The sequence below is a fragment of the Nonomuraea sp. K271 genome, assembly GCF_009908215.1.
Taxonomy (GTDB): Bacteria; Actinomycetota; Actinomycetes; order Streptosporangiales; family Streptosporangiaceae; genus Nonomuraea; species Nonomuraea longispora.
Genome location: NZ_JAAAHR010000017.1, coordinates 1 through 17,059 on the forward strand (window position 1 = coordinate 1; position 17,059 = coordinate 17,059).

General features: G+C 71.0%; 17 protein-coding genes and 1 tRNA gene. 5 read left to right on the plus strand and 13 right to left on the minus strand.

The genetic code is table 11. The annotated features are described in order from the left end of the window. Positions 1–139: 139 nt before the first annotated feature. Positions 140–213, plus strand: a tRNA-Arg gene (locus GUY59_RS08350). A gap of 202 nt (positions 214–415) precedes the next feature. On the opposite strand, the gene GUY59_RS50605 is transcribed toward GUY59_RS08350, so the two are convergent. Continuing rightward, entirely contained in the window at positions 416–1,516 is a 1,101-nt protein-coding gene (locus GUY59_RS50605; protein ID WP_138206441.1) for an integrase core domain-containing protein, read from the minus strand. 202 nt (positions 1,517–1,718) lie between these two features. Between GUY59_RS50605 and GUY59_RS08360 the strand changes: the two genes are divergently transcribed. Further along, the gene (locus tag GUY59_RS08360; protein WP_201760629.1) at positions 1,719–2,018 is read left to right on the plus strand and encodes a hypothetical protein; all 300 of its coding nucleotides are present in this window, start codon (positions 1,719–1,721) and stop codon (positions 2,016–2,018) included. 10 nt (positions 2,019–2,028) lie between these two features. Here the strand turns inward: GUY59_RS08360 and GUY59_RS08365 are convergent, their stop codons facing one another. Genes GUY59_RS08365 through metX form a run of 3 tightly spaced genes read right to left on the minus strand, consistent with a single transcriptional unit; the run spans position 2,029 to position 5,035 of the window. Continuing rightward, positions 2,029–2,511, minus strand: coding sequence for a CoA-binding protein (locus GUY59_RS08365; protein ID WP_138206443.1), 483 nt, complete (start codon positions 2,509–2,511; stop codon positions 2,029–2,031). Next, a complete protein-coding gene (locus GUY59_RS08370) occupies positions 2,508–3,830 on the minus strand; it encodes an O-acetylhomoserine aminocarboxypropyltransferase/cysteine synthase family protein (protein WP_138206445.1) in 1,323 nt (440 codons plus the stop codon). The genes GUY59_RS08365 and GUY59_RS08370 overlap by 4 nt, the downstream gene beginning before the upstream one ends. Before the next feature lie 11 nt (positions 3,831–3,841). After that, a complete protein-coding gene (gene metX, locus GUY59_RS08375) occupies positions 3,842–5,035 on the minus strand; it encodes a homoserine O-acetyltransferase MetX (RefSeq protein WP_138206447.1) in 1,194 nt (397 codons plus the stop codon). A 74-nt stretch (positions 5,036–5,109) separates the two neighbouring features. Here metX and GUY59_RS08380 point away from each other — a divergent pair, with 74 nt between their 5' ends. The 3 genes from GUY59_RS08380 (at position 5,110) to GUY59_RS08390 (ending at position 7,258) form a co-directional block, all read left to right on the plus strand. Next, the gene (locus GUY59_RS08380; RefSeq protein WP_138206449.1) at positions 5,110–5,658 is read left to right on the plus strand and encodes an OsmC family protein; all 549 of its coding nucleotides are present in this window, start codon (positions 5,110–5,112) and stop codon (positions 5,656–5,658) included. A 39-nt stretch (positions 5,659–5,697) separates the two neighbouring features. Beyond that, positions 5,698–6,906, plus strand: coding sequence for an NAD(P)-binding domain-containing protein (locus tag GUY59_RS08385; protein WP_138206451.1), 1,209 nt, complete (start codon positions 5,698–5,700; stop codon positions 6,904–6,906). Between the two features lie 178 nt (positions 6,907–7,084). After that, positions 7,085–7,258, plus strand: coding sequence for a hypothetical protein (locus GUY59_RS08390; protein ID WP_161714450.1), 174 nt, complete (start codon positions 7,085–7,087; stop codon positions 7,256–7,258). Positions 7,259–7,300: 42 nt separating this feature from the next. Here GUY59_RS08390 and GUY59_RS08395 read toward each other — a convergent pair whose 3' ends face one another. Genes GUY59_RS08395 through GUY59_RS08435 form a run of 9 tightly spaced genes read right to left on the minus strand, consistent with a single transcriptional unit; the run spans position 7,301 to position 16,875 of the window. Beyond that, the gene (locus GUY59_RS08395; protein WP_138206453.1) at positions 7,301–8,437 is read right to left on the minus strand and encodes an LLM class flavin-dependent oxidoreductase; all 1,137 of its coding nucleotides are present in this window, start codon (positions 8,435–8,437) and stop codon (positions 7,301–7,303) included. 25 nt (positions 8,438–8,462) lie between these two features. Continuing rightward, on the minus strand, positions 8,463–9,392 hold the full coding sequence (locus GUY59_RS08400; protein WP_138206455.1) for a pseudouridine-5'-phosphate glycosidase: 930 nt from the start codon (positions 9,390–9,392) through the stop codon (positions 8,463–8,465). After that, the gene (locus GUY59_RS08405) at positions 9,389–9,619 is read right to left on the minus strand and encodes a tautomerase family protein (protein ID WP_138206457.1); all 231 of its coding nucleotides are present in this window, start codon (positions 9,617–9,619) and stop codon (positions 9,389–9,391) included. Before GUY59_RS08405 ends, GUY59_RS08400 begins: the two co-directional genes overlap by 4 nt. Continuing rightward, entirely contained in the window at positions 9,619–13,413 is a 3,795-nt protein-coding gene (locus tag GUY59_RS08410; RefSeq protein WP_138206459.1) for a non-ribosomal peptide synthetase family protein, read from the minus strand. The genes GUY59_RS08405 and GUY59_RS08410 overlap by 1 nt, the downstream gene beginning before the upstream one ends. Beyond that, positions 13,413–14,072 (minus strand): uracil phosphoribosyltransferase, encoded by a 660-nt coding sequence (upp, locus tag GUY59_RS08415; RefSeq protein ID WP_138206461.1) that lies wholly within the window; start codon positions 14,070–14,072, stop codon positions 13,413–13,415. Before upp ends, GUY59_RS08410 begins: the two co-directional genes overlap by 1 nt. Positions 14,073–14,082: 10 nt before the next feature. Continuing rightward, a complete protein-coding gene (locus GUY59_RS08420) occupies positions 14,083–15,249 on the minus strand; it encodes a questin oxidase family protein (protein WP_138206463.1) in 1,167 nt (388 codons plus the stop codon). Continuing rightward, positions 15,228–15,689 carry a DMT family transporter gene (locus tag GUY59_RS08425; RefSeq protein ID WP_138206465.1) on the minus strand — a complete coding sequence of 154 codons (462 nt, stop codon included), beginning with the start codon at positions 15,687–15,689 and terminating at the stop codon, positions 15,228–15,230. The genes GUY59_RS08420 and GUY59_RS08425 overlap by 22 nt, the downstream gene beginning before the upstream one ends. Before the next feature lie 2 nt (positions 15,690–15,691). Then, entirely contained in the window at positions 15,692–16,156 is a 465-nt protein-coding gene (locus tag GUY59_RS08430) for a DMT family transporter (RefSeq protein ID WP_138206467.1), read from the minus strand. Continuing rightward, a complete protein-coding gene (locus tag GUY59_RS08435; RefSeq protein WP_138206469.1) occupies positions 16,153–16,875 on the minus strand; it encodes an HAD family hydrolase in 723 nt (240 codons plus the stop codon). Before GUY59_RS08435 ends, GUY59_RS08430 begins: the two co-directional genes overlap by 4 nt. Positions 16,876–17,059: the final 184 nt, after the last annotated feature.

Consider the following 17,059-nt stretch of genomic DNA (forward strand, 5'->3'; position numbering starts at 1 on the left):
CCGATATCCTCCCTGAGGCCTGCACGACCAGAAAGGCCACCAGTCGGTCCTGTTCGTGTGGGGTGTGATCGGGTTGACAGACTGACACGGGGAAAACCTGTGCGTGACATGTCGCCGGATCATGCACAATAAGGCGGGAGCGCCCTTAGCTCAGCTGGATAGAGCACCGGACTTCTAATCCGACGGTCGCAGGTTCGAATCCTGCAGGGCGCGCTTTGGTCATGGTCTGACCTGCGGTTATGTGGCGTCGGATGAGTTCTAGAATTTTCGTCTAGCGGTTGCGTGCTCCGTGCGTGCTCGGTTGCACCAACCCTGCACACACCATGATCATCCGTCGCCCGGTGCCTATGTCTCAAAAGCAGTGGCCCCGCCGCGACGCGAGCAGTGCGCCTGCCGAAAATTCCATCCATGCTGGTCAAGCGGCATGTGTGTACTCGTGGAGGACGCCGCCGAGCCGGTCTCGTCGGCGTACATTCAGGTCGGTAATTCGTGTCGGATGCGTGATCGAATCGGGGACGGTACGCAGCGGCGCTGCTTGGTCCAGGGATTGATGGGCTCGGTGCTGGTTGTAGAAGTCTTCGTACTCGCGCAGGGCGTGCCGCAGGTGGTGTTCGTTCCAGATGAGGCAGCGGTTGAGAAGCTCGTGTCGGCACGACTGCACCCACCACTCCATGATCGAGTTCATGCGCGGCATCCGGATGCCGGTGAGCACGGTCTTGATGCCGGCCTCGGCGAGGATTGTGTCCATGAGGGCGGGGAACTTCCCGTCTCGATCTCGGATCAGATAGCGCGCCCGGCAGCCCGCATCCTCCAGATCCATCACCAGGTTCCTGATCGTCTGGGTGACCCAGCCGGCGGTCGGGTGAGCGGTGGTGCCGAGCACACGGACGCGTCTGGTGGCCTGCTCGATGACCGCCAGGATGTACTGGCGTTGCCCGCTGAGAGTGACAGTCTCGATGAAGTCGCAGGCCAGTAGGGCGTCGGCTTGCGAGCGCAGGAAGTCGGCCCAGGTGGTGGACGCCCGCTCGGGCGCCGGATCGAGCCCCTCCTGCTTGAGGATCTCCCAGACGGTGGACGGCGCGACCTTGATGCCCAACGTGGTGAGCTCTCCGTGAACCCGCCGGTAGCCCCAGCCGGGGTTCTCCCGGACCAGGCGCAGAATGAGGGCGCGGATGGAGCGGACCGTGGGTGGGCGGCCGGGCCGCTTCGGCCAGCAGGTACGGGAATGGCGCCGTCGCAGCAGATCGCGGTGCCAGCGCAGGACCGTGTCCGGCCGGACGAGGAGCCGCAGTCGGCGTAGGACCTCGCGGGGCAGCGAGGTCAGGAGTGCGGCGAGAAGGGCCCGGTCTTCGGGGGCGAATCTCACTCTGGTGTCAGCACCGAGTTGGCGTTCAAGGACGGTGATCTGGTGACGCAGGACGAGAATCTCCACGTCCTTGTCCCGATCGCCCATGGGAAGCAATCGCAGTGCGGCGAACGTGTTCGTGACGGTCAGGTAGGCCAGGCGAAGGAGCACGATTGATCATCGTGCCGCACGCGTTCCGTCTCCTGGGTGGCCGGAGTTCGCACCGCCACGCGAAGTCCTCACATGGTCATGACCTGGGCGGAGGTAATTTTCGGCAGGCGCAGAGCTGATCGATGACATCGTGGCCCGCGGCGGCGACTTTACCGAGCGCGCCGTCCGCCCCCTGGTGGGGCGCGGCCTGAGGGTGCGTGACGTGCTGGAGTCCGTCGGCCGCATCGGGCAGGGCCCGTTCTTCGTGGCCGGCACCCCGGAACGGGTCGCGGACGAGATCGAGCGCTGGGCCGACGAGACGGGGGCGACGGGATTCAACCTCATGCAGTACCTGTCGCCAGGCACGGCCGAGGACTTCATCGAGCTGGTCGTGCCCGAGCTGCAGCGCCGGGGCCGTTACCGCACTTCCTACGAGGACTCGACGCTGCGCGAGCGGCTGCTCGGCCCGGGCCTCGAACGGCTGCCCGCCACCCATCCGGGGGCCGCCCACCGCCGGGGGTGACGGATCGGGGTCACTGGAGCCCGGCGCGGACAGAGGTGATGCGCCGGGTGTTGAACCCGAGCCAGTGCATCCGGCCCACGTAGCGCGCGTGCTCGACCTTGAGACACCGGTCCATGACCACGCTCACGCCGCCGTCCTCGGCGATCCGCGCGCCCTCCTCGTTGATCACGCCGAACTGGCACCACAGGGCCGCGGCACCGATCGCCGCCGTTTCCCGTGCGATCTCCGGCAGCGCGTCCGGGGCGCGGAAGACGTTCACCAGGTCCACCGGAACGGGCACGTCGCGCAGGCTCGCGTAACTGCGCTCGCCGAGGATCTCGTGCTCCCGAGGGTTCACCGGGATGATCCGGTAGCCATGCCGCTTGAGGTAGTAGCCGACGAAGTGGCTGGCCCGCAGCTCATTGCCCGACAGGCCGACGATCGCGATCGTCCTGGTCGTGTGCAGGACGCGCTGGATCGTCAGCGCGTCCTGGTAGCGGTCGAGTCCGGTCATGCCGCGGCCACCTCTCCGACGCGAGCGAAGGCCTGTTCCAGGTCCCAGATCAGGTCCTCGACGGTCTCGGTGCCGACCGACAGCCGTACCGTGCCGGGGCCGACCCCTGCCGCCTGCAGCTCGTCGTCGCCGAGCTGGCGGTGCGTCGTGCTGGCGGGGTGGATGACCAGGCTCTTGGCGTCGCCGACGTTCGCCAGGTGGGACCAGAGCGTCAGCCCGCCGATGAACGCCTGCCCGCCCGTCCGGCCGCCGGCGCAGTCGAAGGAGAATACCGCGCCGGCGCCGCGCGGCAGGTACTTGTCCACCAGCGGCCGGTAACCGCTCTCCGGCAGGCCGGGGTAGGTCACGCCGGAGGCCAGCTCGTGCGACTGGAGGAAGGCCGCGACCGCCAGCGCGTTGCCGACGTGGCGGTCCATGCGCAGCGACAGCGTCTCCAGCCCCTGCAGGAACAGGAAGGCGTTGAACGGCGACAGCGCCGCGCCGAGGTCGCGCAGGGTCTCGGCACGCAGCTTCATCAGGTAGCCGTACTCGCCGAACGTCTCGTGGAAACGCAGCCCGTGGTAGGCCGGCGACGGATCCGCGACCACCGGGAAGCGCCCGTTCGACCAGTCGAACGTGCCCGCCTCCACGACGACGCCGCCGATGCTCGTGCCGTGGCCGCCGATGAACTTGGTCGCCGAGTGGATCACGATGTCGGCGCCCCACTCGATCGGCCGGCACAGGTAGGGGGTCGCGAACGTGTTGTCCACGACCAGCGGCAGCTCGTGCTCGTGCGCGATGGCCGCCACGGTCTCGATGTCCAGCACGTTCCCGGCGGGGTTGCCGATCGTCTCGCCGAAGAACGCCTTCGTGTTCGGCTGGACGGCCTTGCGCCAGGCGTCCGGATCGTCGGGGTGGACCCACGACAGCTCCACGCCCAGCTTGCGCAGCAGATGCTTGAGCTGGTTCACCGTCCCGCCGTACAGCGCCGATGACGACACCACGTGGTCGCCGGGCTGCAGCAGCGTGAACAGCGCCGCCGCCTGCGCGGCGATTCCGCTGGCGAACGCCACCGCGCCGGCGCCGCCCTCCAGGTTCGCCACCCGCTCCTCGAACACCGCGACGGTCGGGTTCATGATGCGCGAGTACGTGTTCCCGTACTCCTGGAGGTTGAAGTACGCCGCCGCGGACTCCGGGTCCTCGAAGACGTAGCTGGTCGTCTGGAAGATCGGCACCGCGCGGGCGCCCGTGTTCGGGTCCGGCCGTTGACCGGCGTGCAGCTGCCGGGTCTCGAACCCGAACTCGCGGGCCTGTTCCGCGCGGGGGAGCTGGTCGGTCACATGAGCCTCTCTCAGACGGGCTGGGCCAGGAACCGGCGGATGATGGGCGTCTGTCGCGCCTCTTCCAGCAGGAAGCAGTCGTGGCCGTACGGAGCCTCGATCACCTGCAGCTCGACGGGTTTGCCGAGGGCGCGCAGCGCCTGCTCGATCTCCTGCGACGCCGCCGGCGGGTACAGCCAGTCGGAGCTGAAGGCGATCAGCAGCGTGCGCGCCGATACGCCTTCGAGCGCCCGCTCGAGCGATCCGCCGCCGTGCTGCCGGGCGAGGTCGAAGTACGTCAGCGCGCGGGACGTGTAGAGGTAGGTGTTGGCGTCGAAGCGCTTGACGAACGAGTCGGCCTGGTGGCGCAGGTAGCTCTCCACCTCGAACTCCGGCTCGGTGAGCGTGTAGCGCAGATCGTCGGAGGACTGCAGCCGCCGGCCGAACTTGGCCTCCAGCGCGGGCGCGGACAGGTACGTGATGTGGCCGACCATCCGCCCGATGCCCATGCCGGCGTCGGGCGCGCGGCCCGTGCCGTAGTAGCGGCCGCCCTGCCAGGCCGGGTCGCGCATGATCGAGTCGCGCGCGATCGCGTTCCAGGCCACGCCCTGTGGGTGCAGCGCGTGCGTGCTGGCGATGGGGATGACGGCGTCGACCTGGCCGGGGAACAGGACCGCCCACTGCAGCGCCTGCATCCCGCCGAGCGAGCCCCCGGCCACCGCCGCGAGCCGTTCGATGCCCAGGACGTCCAGGAACGCGCGCTGCGTGCGCACCATGTCCGCGACGGTGATCACCGGGAAGTCCGGCCCGCACGGCGCGCCCGTCGCCGGGTCGATCGACGACGGCCCGGTCGTCCCGCGGCAACCACCGAGCAGGTTCGTGGAGATGACGAAGAAGCGGTCGGTGTCGAACGCCTTGCCGGGGCCGATCATCCCGTCCCACCAGCCGAGCCCCTTGCCCTGCTCTTCGGCCCCGAAGCCGTCGCGGGTGCTCTCCTCCGGCGGCACCTTGGACAGGCCCGCGGCGTGGGCGTCGCCGCTGAGCGCGTGGCACACCAGGATCACGTTGTCGCGCCGGGGCGACAGGGTGCCGTAGGTCTCGTACGCCACCCGGACCGGGTGCAACTCCCGGCCGCAGTCGAGGTGAACCGGCTCCGGCAGGTCGAGGTGCCGGGTCTCCACGGTGCCGACACTGCCGGCCGCGAGCGTGGTGGCTGGCTGCGACATGGCACTTATGGTAGCCGCCACGGGACGTGTATGGTCAAATACCTACTGGAAATACAGGGAGAGGGTGGTTGGGTATGACCACGGTCGCCAACGGAGTGAACGTACAGGCGCTGCTGGAGGCGCGCGAGGTGCTGAAGGGCGCGCCCGAGGCCGCCCGGTTCGTCTGGCGGGCCTCGTCGACGTGGCGCAACGGCGTGCACAGCACCACGACCGTCAAGAAGTTCTTCGGCCTCGGGGAGGAGCGCAGCCACAAGAGGGAAGCGGTGTTCGAGGCCGACCACCCCGAGGTGTTCGCGGCGGAGGACAACGGCATCACGCCGATCGAGTACCTGCTCGTCGGCCTGGCGAGCTGCCTGACGGCAGGCGTCGCGTCGGTCGCGCAGAACCGCGGCATCCAGCTCCGCTCGGTCGAGGCGACCCTGGAAGGCAGGCACGACATCCGCGGGATACTCGGCGCCGACGCCGACGTGCGCAACGGCTTCAACGACATCAAGGTGACGTTCCACATCGACGCGGACGCCTCCAGGCAGGACATCGAGGCGCTGGTGGCCCAGTCCCAGAAGCGCTCGGCCGTGTTCGACGCCCTGACGAACCCGACGAACGTCACCGTCGACGTCGCCTGAGCCCGGAAGGCCGACGTCATCATCGAGCACGTCACGACCGTGGTCATCGGCGCCGGGCACGCCGGCCTGGCCGCGAGCCACTTCCTGCGCGAACGGTCCATCGACCACCTCGTGATCGAGCGCGGTGAGGTGGCCAACTCCTGGCGGCGCGAACGCTGGGACTCCTTCCGACTGCTCACCCCCAACTGGCAGGGCCGCCTGCCGGGCCACGCCTACCAAGGCCCGGACCCCGACGGTTACATGACCGCGAAGGAGGTGACGCGTTTCATCGAGGGCTTCGCCGTGCGGGCTCCGCTCAGGACCGGCACGAACGTCACGTCCGTACGACCCGCCGCCGGCGGCTACCGCGTGACGACGAGCCGCGGCGAGCTCGCCTGCCGGACGGTGGTCATCGCGAGCGGTGCCTGCAACCGGCCGGTGGTGCCGCCGTTCGGCGAGGCGGTGCCGCCGTCCGTGGAGCAACTGACGCCGTTCGACTACCGCGAACCCGGCCGGCTTCCCGACGGCGGCGTGCTGGTCGTGGGCGCGTCGGCGACCGGCGTGCAATTGGCGGCCGAGCTGCGGCGGTCGGGTCGGCCGGTGATCCTTTCGGTGGGGGAGCACGTGCGGCTGCCCCGCACCTACCGGGGCCGCGACGTGCTGTGGTGGATGGACGCCTCCGGCGTGTGGGACCAGCGCTACGACGAGGTCGACGACCTCGCGCGGGCCCGGCGGCTGCCCTCGCCCCAGCTCGTCGGCACCCCAGGGCGCACGACGCTCGACCTCAACGCGCTGACCTCGATGGGCGTCGAGCCGGTGGGCCGCTTCGCGGCCGTGCGCGACGGCCGGGCGCTGTTCTCCGGCGGCCTGCGGAACGTGTTCTCGCTCGCGGACCTCAAGCTGGAGCGCCTGCTGGACACGTTCGACGCCTGGGCTACCGGCCGCGAGATCGAGCTCGGCGCGGTGGAGCGCTTCGAGCCGACAAGGGTGCCCGAGCCGGCTCGACTACAGCTCGACCTGCGCAGCGGCGAGATCCGTACGGTCGTGTGGGCGACCGGCTTCCGCCCCGGCTACGGGTGGTTGCACGTTCCCGTGGTCGACGAGAAGGGGCGGCTGCGCCACGACGGTGGCGTCGTGGACAGCCCCGGACTGTACGTGCTGGGGCTGCCCCTGCTGCGGCGGCGCAGGTCCACGTTCATCCACGGCATCGAGGCCGACGCCCGCGAGGTGATCGACCACCTCGCTGGTTACCTGGCCGTACGGCGGTGAACGCCGCGAGCTCGAGCAGCGCGCCGGCATCGACCTGCAGGTCCAGATCCTCGACCCGGGCGCGGGGGCGGCGCTCAACCTCATCCTGTCGTCGGGAGCCGCCATCAACTTCGCCCACATCGACGATCCGCGCATCGACGCCTGGCTGAAGCGGGCGGCGGCCAGCTCCGACCAGGCCGTGCGTAAGGACCTCTACGCGAGGATCCAGCGAGCCGTGGACGAGGAGGCCATCGTTCTGCCCCTGTACGTCCCCGCCGACCAGATCGCGGCCCGCAAGAGCGTGAAGGGTCTCGGCTTCGATCCCGCCTCGGGGACACCGGCCGGCGCCTACGCCGTCAGCGTGGACACCTGACGCGCCGGGCGCCCACGCCCCCGAGCACGGGCGCCCGGACCGTCAGATCCCGGCGGTGATCTTCTCCAGCAGGTGTGGCCCGCGCTCCGCCCCCTCGCGGTCGCGCCTGGCCACCTCCTCCCTGATGATCGGAATGACGTGCCGCCCGAAGTCGACGGCGTCGCCGAGCAGGTCGTAGCCCCGGGCGGAGATGATGTCCACGCCCAGGTCGTAGTAGTCGAGCAGCGCCTTGGCCACGGTCTCGGGGGTGCCCACCAGGGCGTTGGAGTTGCCCTCGCCTCCCGTGGCGGCCGACGTTGGCGTCCACAGGGCCCGGTCGAAGCGCTCGCCCCTGGCGGCGATGGCGATCAGCCGCTGCGCGCCGGTGTTCTCCGGGCCGTCCGGCTGGTGGCCGCGCGGGGGCTGCCTGACGGCCCGGCGCGCCCGGATGGCCTCGACCGTGCCGTGTGCCTTCTCCCAGGCCAGTTCCTCGGTCGGGGCGATGATCGGGCGGAAGGCCGCCTGGATGCGCGGCCGGTCGGCTCGCCCGGCGGCCCGCGCCGCCGCCCACACCGACTCGATCTGCTGGGCGGTGTCGGCCAGCGGCTCCCCCCACAGGCAGTGGATGTCCGCCTCCGCGCCGCCGGCGGCGTACGCGGCCGGTGAGGAGCCGCCGAAGGAGACCCCGGGACGCGGGTCCCGCACAGGGAAGACGTCGCTGACGTAGTCGTGGAACCGGTAGTGCTCGCCCTCGTGGTCGAACGGCTCCCTGCGCGTCCACACCTTCTTGACGATCTGGATGTACTCCCTGGTCCGGCTGTAGCGCTGGTCCTTGGTCAGCGTGTCGCCCTCGCGCCGCTGCTCCTGGTCGTTGCCGCCGGTGATGAAGTGGATGGTCAGCCGCCCGTCGCTGATGTGGTCCAGCGTCGCGAACGAGCGCGCGGCGTACGTCGGATAGGACACGTTCGGCCGGTGCGCGAGCAGGATCTGCAGCCGCTCGACCTTGGCCGCCAGCCAGCCCGCGGCCGGCGTGGGGATCGGCGTGTCCGACCCGTAGGCGAACAGGACCCGGTCCCAGCCGTGCTCCTCATGGGCGCGGGCCAGCCTGAGGGTGTAGTCCTTGTCGAAGGAGAGCCCCGATCGGGCGGTGGTCTCCGAGGCGTTGTTGGTGTAGGCGATGCCGAGAAACTCCACGGGCATGTGAGGCGTCCTTGTCGGAAAGTCCTTATCGGAGAGCGGATCGGTGGCGGGCGTGCGCGGCGGCGAGCTCGCCGCCGACTTCGGCCGTGCTGATGAGGACCGCCATGTTGGCCTGCGAGGTCCGCCCGCCGGTGGCCTCGTCCACGGCCCGCATGAGGTACTTGGTGATCGCGTTGCCCCTGACGCCGTCCCGCGCGGCGGCGGCCAGCGCGGCGCGCACGGCGACCTCGGCGACCACGGGGTCCACGGCGTTCTCCGGGCGGGGCGGGGTGGTGATGACGACGGCGCCGCGGCTGCCCGCCGCCCAGTGGTGGTCGACGACCCGGGCGACGACCTCGGGATCGTCGATCCGGTGCGGGCTGCGCAGCCCGCTGGAGGCACAGTAGAAGGCCGGGAAGTCGTCCGACCGGTACGACACCAGCGGCACCCCCTGCGTCTCCAGGTACTCCAGGGTCAGCCCGAGGTCGAGGATGTTCTTGGCCCCGGCGCACACGACCGCCACCCTGGAGCGGGTGAACTGGATGAGGTCGGCGGAGACGTCCATCGTCGTCTCCGCGCCCCGGTGCACCCCGCCGATGCCCGCCGAGGCGAAGAACGGGATGCCCGCCAGCTCGGCGGCCACCAGCGAGGAGGCCACGGTGGTGGCGCCGGGACCGCCGCGCGCCAGCACCACGGGCAGGTCCCGGTTGCCGGCCTTCGGGATGTCGGGGGTGGAGGCGAACCGGTCGATGTCGGCCGCGCTCATGCCGATCAGCAGCCGGCCGCCGTCCACGCCGATCGTCGCGGGCACCGCCCCGCCGGCCCGCACCGCGGACTCCACCTTGACGGCGGTGGCGGCGTTGTCCGGGTACGGCAGGCCGTGCGTGATCACGTTCGACTCCAGCGCGACCACCGCCCGCCCCTCGGCCAGCGCCTGCGCCACCTCCTCGGTGACCACCAGCGGGATGCCGCTCAACGGCGGTACTCCGGGGCCTTGATCAGCAGGTCCGGACGGGCGGCGATGCGCGGCTCGTACACCGTGGCCGCCCAGTCATCCGGATCCACCGGTTCGAGCGCGATGGACACGGCTCCCTCGTAGGTGCCGAGCTGTTCCACGACCACCGCGGTCAGCGCGTCCGCCAGGCGCCGCTTCTGCTCCGGGGCGAGGTCGAGGGGGAAGTGCTGGATGGTGACGTGCGGCATCACGACTCCTTCGTGCTCGTGCGGCCGGTGTTCGTGCCCGTGCGGATGACGCGGGCGAGCTCGGCCACGCCGGGCTCCCTGAGCGCGCCGTAGTGGTCGGCGGCCAGCTCGAACACCTTCCCGTCGATGTGCGGCTGCTCGTCGCCGGCGGCCCTGATGACGGTCACCGGCGCGGCGAGCCCTTCGAACGTGTACGGGAAGGCGTAGGTCCTGGCCACCAGCCGGGCGACCCGGCGGATCAGCGGCCGGTCCAGCTCAGGCAGCAGGCCGTGCACGAAACCGGTGAAGCTCTCCTCGTCCCTGGCCTGCTCCAGGCAGCGTTCCAGCCCGGGGCCCGCGACGGCGCCGGTGAAGACGGAGTAGAGGATCGTCACGTACTCCGGATTGGCGTAGGACGCCACGCGTTCCCGGCTCCCGGCCCCCACGCGGGGGTTGCCCGGGCAGATCAGCACCACCTCGTCCACGTGCTCGCCGGCGCCTTCGAGCTGCCTGGCCGCCTCGAAGGCGACGCGCGCGCCGAAGGAGTACCCCCACAGCGTGTACGGCCCCCGAGGCCGCACGAGCCGGATTTCGGCCACGTCCGCGGCGGCCATGTCCCTGATCGACGGGTAAGGCTCCTCGCCGGGGTTCAGCCCGTACGCCTGGATCCCGTGGAACGGCCGGTCGTGCGCGGCGTGGCGGGCCAGCGGCCGCAGGTTCATCGGGTAGCCGCCGAGCCCGGGCCAGCAGAACACCGGCGGGCCCTCTGTGACGCGCCCGAGGGACACCAGCCGGGAGGACGGCGCCGCCTGCCCGGCGTCCACGCGCGCCGCTAGCTCGGCCAGCCTGGGCGACTCGAACAGCGCCTGGAAGGGCAGCCGCGTGCCGAACTCCCTGTTGATTCGGTTGGTCAGCGCCACCGCGGTCAGCGAGTTGCCGCCGGAGGCGAAGAAGTCGTCGGCCGCCGACACCTCGTCGTACTTCAGCACCCGGCCCCACTCCGCGGCCAGCCACCGCTCGGTCGCGGTCGCGGGCGGCGCGTGCGGGGTGGCCGGTCGCGGCCGGGCCAGCTCGCGCAGCGCGGCGGCGTCCACCTTGCCGTTCGCCGTCAACGGCAGCGCGTCCACGAGCAGGACCCGGTTGGGCAGCATGTAGTCGGGCAGCAGGTGGGCCAGCTCGTCCTTGATCAGCTCGGCGGGGCCCTTCATGTGGACGGCGTCCTCGCGCATGTCCTCGCCGGCGATCTGCCCGGCGCTGACCCGGCCGCCCAGGGCGAAGTACATCGCGCGCGGGGACCCCAGGCCCGCGCCCTCGAGGATCTCCGCCACGCGCCGGGCCGCGGGCATGGGGTGGCCGCTCTTCGAGCTGTATCCCGACGACATCAGGCCGAGGCCCAGGCCGTTGCGCTGCAGGTGGTGCAGCCGGGCGCCGAGCACGACGTAGGCCAGCCACGGCCGCGTGTCCCTGGCCAGCAGGGCCAGGCCGAAGGCGGCGCGGTCGTACACCTGCTGGTTGATCGCCACGACGTGCCGGCGCAGCACGAGCTGGTCGGAGACGCGCTCCAGCGTGCCGCGGCGATGCCGGTACCAGCCTGCCGGCAGGCCCGCCACGCGGCCGGGATGCGCCTGGAGGAGGACCTCGACGTCCCCGGCGCGCGTCGCGGCGTCGTGCGGGCGGATCTCGAACGTGCCGACGTAGTGGTCGTGCGGCTCGACGCCGAGCCGTTCCCACGCCGAGGCGACGCGGTCCAGCGGGCGAATGTCCAGCCCGTACGCGGGCAGCACGTCCTCGAACACGCCCACCATGTGACCGGCCTCGAACTCGAGGACCTCGTGCAGGTTCTCCCGGTAGACCGGCTCGATCGCCGCCCGCCTGCCGGACAGGTGCACCCTCAGGCCGCCGTCCTCGGGCAGCCGGGCCGCGCCGATGCGGACCAGGGCGTGGTCCGCGGCGTGGTAGTAGTACAGCCCCGACGCCAGGCCCGCCACGCCGGCGCTCTCCACGTAGAGCTGGGTCGCGTACAGGGCGCCCGGTGAGGCGTAGGCGTACTTCGGCAGCAGCCGCTCGTCGCTGCGGAACTGGCCGAACCAGCGCAGGATCCGCCCGAGCTCGTCGAACCCGAGCTCACCGGGGTTGCGGGCGCGCGCCGGCCTGGCGGGCGGCGGGCCGAGCAGCGCCAGCAGATCCGCGCGGGTGACCGGTCCGCCCTCGTAGAACCGGTAGGTCTTGCGGGCGAAGACCGCCCGCCGCAGCTCGGCGGGCTCGTCGCGGTGCGGCAGCGCCACCATGGGACGGCCCGCCAGGTCCGGCCTGAGCCCCGCGCCGGCGAGCTGCGCGCGGACCTGCAGGCGGTCGGCCTTGGAGCGGTGATGGGCCGAGTGATGGCTCTGGTCCATGAGGGCGGCCTCGCGGGGATCCAGCTCCGCGCACAGGACCAGTTGCGGGGAGCGGGTCCTGTCGTCGGTCACGACGACCGCCGCCGCCCGCCGCACCCAGGCGTGCCGCTCCGCGGCCAGCGCCACCTCGCCCGGCTCGATCCGGTGACCGCGCAATTTGACCTGGTCGTCCGCGCGGCCGGCGAACTGGAGCGTGCCGTCGGCGTTCCAGTACGCCAGGTCGCCGGTGCGGTAGAGCCGCTGGGTCGGGACGAACGGCGAGGGGATGAACCGCTCGCGGGTCTGCTCGGGCCGGTTCAGGTAGCCCCGCGCGAGCTGGGCGCCGCCGATGTACAGCTCACCGGTCTCCCCGATGTCCACGGGGGCGAGGTTCGCGTCCAGGACGAAGCAGTGCGTGTTGTCCACCGGCACCCCGATCGGGAGCGTTCCGTCTCCGTCGGCGGCCTGCCCGGGATCGACCACGTGAGCGGTGGCGTTGATCGTGCACTCGGTGGGGCCGTACAGGTTGATCAGCGAGGCTCCCGGCAGCGCGGCGAAGAAGTCCCTGGCCAGCCGCTTGGTCAGAGCCTCGCCGCCGGAGAAGACCCGCGTCAGCGCGGCGCAGCGCGCCAGCCGCCCCGTTTCCACCAGCGCTTCGAGCAGCGTGGGCACGCACTGCAGGGTGGTGACGTCATAGGCGGCCATGGTGTCGATGAGGGCATCCGGGTCGCGGTTGCCGCCCGGCGGAGCCGTGACGACCCGGCTGCCGAACGCCGGCGCGAGAATCTCCCACTGCGCGGCGTCGAAGCTCGCGGGCGTCTTCTGCAGCACCGTGGTGTGCGGGCCGACGTGGCCGCACGTGTGCAGCCAGCGTAACTGGGAGGTGATGCTGTGGTGCTCGATCAGCACGCCCTTGGGCCGGCCCGTGCTGCCGGAGGTGTAGATGACGTAGGCGAGGGAGCCGGGCCGCCAGGCCACCTCTCCTGGCCACTGCCCGCCCTCACCGGCCAGGCTGACGATCCGCGTGCCCGGCGGCGCCAGCTCCGACGCCTCGCGGACGAGGTGCGGCTGGGTGACGACGACGGCGGCCCGGCTGTCCTCGATCATGAAACGGACCCGATCGGGCGGGTAGTCGGGGGACAGCGGCAGGTACGCGGCCCCCGCCATGAGGATCCCCCAGACGCCGGTGATCAGGTCGGCCGAGGGCTCGGCGTACAGTCCGACGCAGTCGTCCGGGCCCGTGGACAGCCGTCGCAGGCGGGCCGCCAGCCGGCCGGCGTCGCGGACGAGCTCGCGAAAGGTGAGGCTGCCACCGGCTCCGGTGACTGCCACCGCGTCGGGCCGGTGCTCGGTCTGCTGGAGCAGGAGGTCCGGCAGGCAGGCTCCGACGCCGACGGGCGCTCGGGGACCGGCCGGCCGGGCGGAAGGAACGGTGATCATCATGCTCCTGGATTGGTGGTGCCGAAGTAGCGGTCGCCGAAGTCGCCGATGCCCGGGATCATGAAGGCGTTGTCGTTCAGCCGCTCCTCGATCGAGGAGACGACGATCTTGACGTGCGGGTGCGCCTCGGTGACGGCGCGGATGCCCTCGGGTGCGGCGATGAAGTCGATCAGAACGATGTGCTCCTCCCGCACGCCGGCCTTGAGCAGCACGCCGATGGCGGCGTTGGCCGATCCGCCGGTGGCCAGCATCGGCTCCAGGAGAAGGACGTGGCTGCCGGCGATGCCGGGCGGCAGGTGTGAGTAGTACAGATGCGGAAGCTTGGTCTGCTTGTCCCGCTGAATGAGGACCTTGCCGATGCGGATGCCGGGATGGATGTCGCGTAACTCGGCCTCCATGCTCTCCCCGGCCCTGACCACGGCCACGGCACAGATGTCCACGGTGTGCCGCAGCCCTCGGTAGGTGGCGCCCACCGGCGTGGTCACGTGGTGCTCGGTGAAGGGGAGCTGGTCGAGCCCGGCCTCCAGCAGGAGGCGGATGATGCGGCGGGAATGCAGGACGAAGGCGTCGAGCCCGGAGTGCCGGTCGCGCACGACCGTGTGCAGGGCGCGCAGCTGGCTGGTCTGCGGGAGCAGATGGAGGTTGTGCTGGGCAGGCATGGCGGTCCCGTCAGGCGGTGGGCGGCTCGTCGAACGAGGGCGGGAGCTCGGGCGTGGCGGTGAACTGGCCGGCGGCGACCCGGTAGATCGAGCGGTGACCGGTGCGCTGCCACACCCGGCGCAGCACGTACACGAGCTTGGGATTGTGCTCCTCTTCCTCCAGGACGGCCCGGCCCACGATGGTGTCCCAATCGCCGGCGTCCTCGTCCACGGCTCCGGAGAAGATCCGGTGCAGGGCGGCGAGCTTGGCGCGGTGGGGGAAGTCGCCGCCGGAGAAGACGGTGCCGAGCAGCCCGATCCAGAAACAGACGGCGGCCTCCCGCCGCTGCTCGGCCGGCAGGTGCCGGGCGATCCGCTCCACCGCGTACAGCGAGGTGATCAGGTGCAGGAGCACGAAGTCGCCGGGACGCGACAGGTAGAGCAGGGTGACCGCGTAGTACAGCGGTTCCCAGCTGTCCTTCCGCGTCCACGCGGGTGTGTCGTAGAAGAGGGGATGGCCCTCGCTCAGCGTGCGGGCGATCCGGAACTGCAGGCCGGAGCGGAGCAGCTCCGGGTGGATGCGGCCGTCCTCGACCGGGGAGGTGTCGGCGAGGATGCGGGCGACCCAGTGGATGAGCTCGTCGCGATGCTCGTCCCACACGCCGGCCAGTCGTAGCAGTGAGTCCACGGGCGCGCCGTCCTCGCGCGGCGGCCGTGCCCGTTCTGGATGGCAGGTCGAGTACGAGAAGGCCAGGTAGGCCAGCCCTTCGATGGCCATCCACCGGTGGCCGATGTCCAGTGCCCAGCCGAGATGGATGGTGGCGTGCGTGAACGAGCCCGTCCAGCCGGGCAGCAGCCTGGGCACATACCGGCGCAGGACCTTCTCCAGGCCGAGCTCCTGCTCGCGCCGGTCGAAGAAGTCGCAGTAGGACCAGAAGCTGGTGCGCTGTCCCAGGTGCTCGCGCCAGTTCTCCTCGGTGATGCGGACCTCGTCGGGCGTCGGCGGCTCCAGGCCGAACCCGTACGAGGTCAGTTTCGCGTACGCGTCGTAGTACGCCTTGATGCCGGCGGCCGGCACGCCCAGCCCGGCCAGGGCCACGACGGCGTGCTTGGCATGGTTGGTGAGATGGCCGTTGAACTCGATGTGGTAGGTGCGGTCGTCGAGAAGGGCGTCGATCACTTCTTTTCGGTCGGGCACGGGTGGCTCTCCCTCTGCCGGAGGCTGGCTGTCAAGCGGGGCAGGCCGAGCCCCAGGAGCACGAGCACCACGCCGGCCAGCCGGATCGGCGCCGGCAGCGCGCGGTGCTGAACACAGTCGATGACCACGGCGGACAGCACCTGCCCGCTGATCACCAGCACGGAGGCGTTCATCGCTCCGAGCCTGGGGAAGACGTAGCTGTTGACCGCGACGAACAGGGCGCCGAACACCCCGCCCGCGTAGGCGGCGACGGGCGCGTCCGTGACGTCCGGCCAGGTGCGCAGGACGAGCAGGATCACGCTGAGGAACGCGAAGCCGACCACGTGGTTCCACACGGACGCCCGGAACGCGCCCTTCCGGGTGCTCAGCCGGCCGTTGACCGTGCGGCTCGCGCCGATGAGGACGCCGTTGAGCAGCGCCAGCACGACGAAGAAGAGCATGGTCACGCTCCGCCGAGGACGATGAGGACGCTGCCGGCGAGCACGCACCCGGCCACCGCCAGATCCATCGGCGTGAACCGGCGCCTGGGGGTGTGCAGCAGGCCCATGTGGTCGGAGACCGTGCCGAAGAGGATCTGGCCGGTGAGCATCAGGGCGATGGTGCCGGCCAGGGCGAGCTCGCTGTTGACCGCGATGGCCGACAGGACGACGACGAGGGCGCCGGGGATGCCGCCCAGGTAGTACCAGAGCGGCGTGCGGCCCTCGTTCTCGCCGGGGGTGGCGGCCGGTGCGCGCCGGGCGAGGGCCAGAACCAGAAGCGACGCCACCACGGCCCCGAGCCCGTGCGCGGCCCAGGAGGCGTACAGGGCGTCGGTGTGGCCGGCGAGCACGGCGTTGGCCTGGGTCATGAGCGTGAGCAGGACACCGCCGGCGATCGCGAGCGACCAGTCGAGCGCGCGCCCGCTCATCGGGCCGGTTCCCCCGCTTCGGGCCGCACCGCGGGGTCGTGTGGCTCCGCGCCGTGCGCCGGCTCCGCGCTCAGCAGGGCGACGACCTCGGCGAACGTGCCGGCGATCCAGGTGGGACCGGCGAGGGCCAACTCGTCGGCGCCGTGAACGCCGTACGTGACGGCGATCGAGCGCATGCCCGCCGCGTTGGCCATGTGGACGTCGTGCGCGGTGTCGCCCACCATCACCGCGTGCCGCGCGTGCACGCCGAGCGTGCGCAGGACCAGCAGCCCCGACTCAGGATCGGGCTTGGGCCTGCTGACCTGGTCCGCCCCCACCACCAGGGCGAACCGGTCCCGCAGGCCCGCCGCCCGCAGCAACGCGTCGGCGCTGGCGTGAAACTTGCTGGTCGCCACGGCGAGGGTGCCGCCCCTGGCGCGCAGCATGTCTAGCCCCTCGGCCACGCCGGGGAAGACCAGCTCGCCGGCGCGCGGCAGGATGATCTCCTTGAACAGGTGCTGATAGTGCCGGATCCCTTGGGCCACCAGCTCGCCGTCCGGTGCCGCGGCCAGCAGGTCGCCGAAGGCCCGTTCTAGCGGGAGCCCGATCGTGGCGCGGATGACCGCGGGCCCCGGCGCCGCCACGCCCAGCGCGCCGAACGCCCCGGTGAAGGTCTCGACGATCGCGCGCGGGGTGTCGACGAGCGTTCCGTCGAGATCGAACACGGTCAGGTGACTCATGACATCCTCTCCGGCTATTGGAGCTTCAAGGTAGGAAGAGATTTGCCATAAATCAAGTGGGTAATATGGGAAATCTTAATTGCCTACTAAACTAGTAGGTCTTGACGGTTATAGGAGGCTGTGCTGAGCTTGGGAGCGGCAGACGGACGTGAGAAAGGCTCCGGCTCATGCTTGTGGAGTTGCT